This is a genomic window from Paenibacillus agricola, from assembly GCF_011440305.1.
Taxonomy (GTDB): Bacteria; Bacillota; Bacilli; order Paenibacillales; family NBRC-103111; genus Paenibacillus_S; species Paenibacillus_S agricola.
In genome coordinates, this window is sequence record NZ_JAAOIW010000059.1 from 1 (window position 1) to 2,456 (window position 2,456).

At 38.8% G+C, this 2,456-nt stretch carries 1 protein-coding gene; it reads right to left on the reverse strand.

The features are described 5' to 3' along the window. Window positions 1-1,168: 1,168 nt before the first annotated feature. Window positions 1,169-2,272, reverse strand: a complete 1,104-nt coding sequence (gene tnpB, locus G9U52_RS38960) for an IS200/IS605 family element RNA-guided endonuclease TnpB (RefSeq protein ID WP_166158839.1) — start codon at window positions 2,270-2,272, stop codon at window positions 1,169-1,171. Window positions 2,273-2,456: the final 184 nt, after the last annotated feature.

Genomic DNA, 2,456 nt, shown 5'->3' on the forward strand with positions numbered 1-2,456 from the left:
ATGTATTTCATTGACGCTTGTTCACAAACCATATGCGATCATAAGTTACGGTTCGCAGGCGCCCCCTGTAGGTCGTTCGTTAGTTATTCAGGATCAGCCAGATTAGGTTCTCGACTATGTCAGCGGGCCGGCTTTGGGGATAACAAAACCTTTCCCCCTTTTCAGTTCATTTATGCAATTAGTTATAATTAAACATGCATTTACACATGTAAAACTGCATATTTAATTACTTGTAGAATTACATGTTGTGATTAATTGATAGATGATTACCAATCATATTCGCCGAGAACATCAGTTGAATTGCTACATGCGATTATATATATGTACTTATAATAGTATATTCACATGTTAAATTACATGTAAAATTTGGTATTTGATTGCCAACATATTTGCCAAGGCGCCTCTATCAGTTACATCACTACATTCATTTAATACATCTACTTATACAAATGTATTTACTTATAAAATTACATGTATTTCATTGACGCTTGTTCACAAACCATATGCGATCATAAGTTACGGTTCGCAGGCGCCCCCTGTAGGTCGTTCGTTAGTTATTCAGGATCAGCCCGATTAGGTTCTAAACTATGACAGCGGGCCTGCTTATGGGATCAAGCATATTCGCAGGAACGCCGCCAGTTATTTTATAACATGTACTTATACATATTCAAGTAATTTTACATGTATATTTACTTGAATAATTACATGATTTGGGCTTACGATGATCACCAACCATATTCTCCGAACACCGCAATCATATGCATTGCTACATACGCTTATACATACACATGTACTTATAATTGTATAATCACTTGGCGAATTACATGTAATAAATTGGCGGTTGATTACCAACCATATTCGCAATAAACATGTATTTTCACATGCAATATCACTTGTGGATTTACAAGGTATGGTTTGATAGTTAATCATCTACCAAATCCAAATTTATAACGTGTAAAAGTACATATTCATATATCTATAAAATTACATGCAGTAAACTGATGGTTGAACACCAACCCTATTCGTCAGAACGCTGCAATAATACACATACACATGTAAAATAAATTTGAACCTCTCATGACTAAAGTCACGAGATTCTTGGGTAGTCCCTTCTAACGAAGAGAAGTTTACCGAGCTAACCCTGTCGTTCCGACAGTTCGTGTAAGGATTACACAGCAAGTAGTCTTTTGCCTTCGGCAAGAATGTTCAGGCTTGCGTTAAAGTCTCGGTCGTGGTGCGCTCCACATTCTGGGCAGTCCCATTCACGCAACTTTAAGTCTTTTACATCTTTGTACTTATAGCCACAGCAGGAGCATAGCTGCGAAGATGCGAATGTTTTACCCACAGCCACAACGATGCGACCATACCACTTCGCTTTGTACTCTAGCATGGAGCGAAAAATCGACCAGGAAACCTCGCTAATTGCCTTGGCTAACTTATGATTCTTGACCATATTGGCTACCTGTAAATCTTCAATCGCAATGATGTCGTGGTTTTTGACAATATGCGCTGAAATCTTTTGCAAGTAGTCCGTACGAGCATTCGTGATTTTCTCGTGAATACGCGCTACTTTGATGCGTTGCTTGTTCCAATTGCTGCTGCCTTTCATCATGCGTGAGAGTTTCCGCTGTGTTCTTGCCAGTTTTTCTTCCAGTCTGCGAAAGAATTTAGGGTTTCCAACGACTACGCCATTAGATAGAATTGCAAATTCTTTTAAGCCAACATCGATGCCAACTTCTTTGCCTGTTTGGGGCAACTCAGGGACGTTGGCTTCTGCAAGCACAGATACAAAGTATTTGCCGCTTGGATTGCGTCTAATCGTAGCGTTCAGGATACGTCCTTCAACTTCACGGCTTTTAGCAAATTTCACAAGTCCAAGTTTAGGTAACTTGATCTGATTGTCTACAATTTCAATATTTCCATTCGTGTAGTTGGTTTGGTAAGACTGTACAGGATTCTTTTTACTCTTAAACTTAGGCGCATCGTTTTGTTTTTTGAAAAAGCGATTGTATGCGTCACTCAAATTCCGCAGTGCATTTTGTAAAGAAAATTTGTCCGGTTCTTTCAACCAGTCTATTTTTTGTTTTAGTTTTGTGAGTTCAGCAGAACATGCACCATAAGATAAGCCTTTTCCTGTCTCTCTGTAAGTGTCACTCCATTGGGCTAGAAAACGATTAAACACAAATCGAGCGCATCCAATCGTCTTGTTAATGAGTGTTGCTTGTTCAGGCGTGGGGTAAATGCGGAATTTGTAAGCTTTATTCACAACCATTGCTTTTCACTTCACTTTCTGATTTTGAATATACGTTCTGATCTGTGCTTCTGTATGTGCAGTTAGACTGAATAGTAGACACAGATTATACTAGATTCAATAACTTGAATGAGGGAGCCCTGTGTCTATGAAAAAGATCGATCATGATGAAACGTACAAGAAGCAGACCGTTCAATACATAAAG

Coding starts and splice junctions, on each gene's coding strand:
- tnpB (WP_166158839.1), bottom strand. CDS start 2,272: ATGGTTGTGAATAAAGCTTACAAATTCCGCATTTACCCCACGCCTGAA.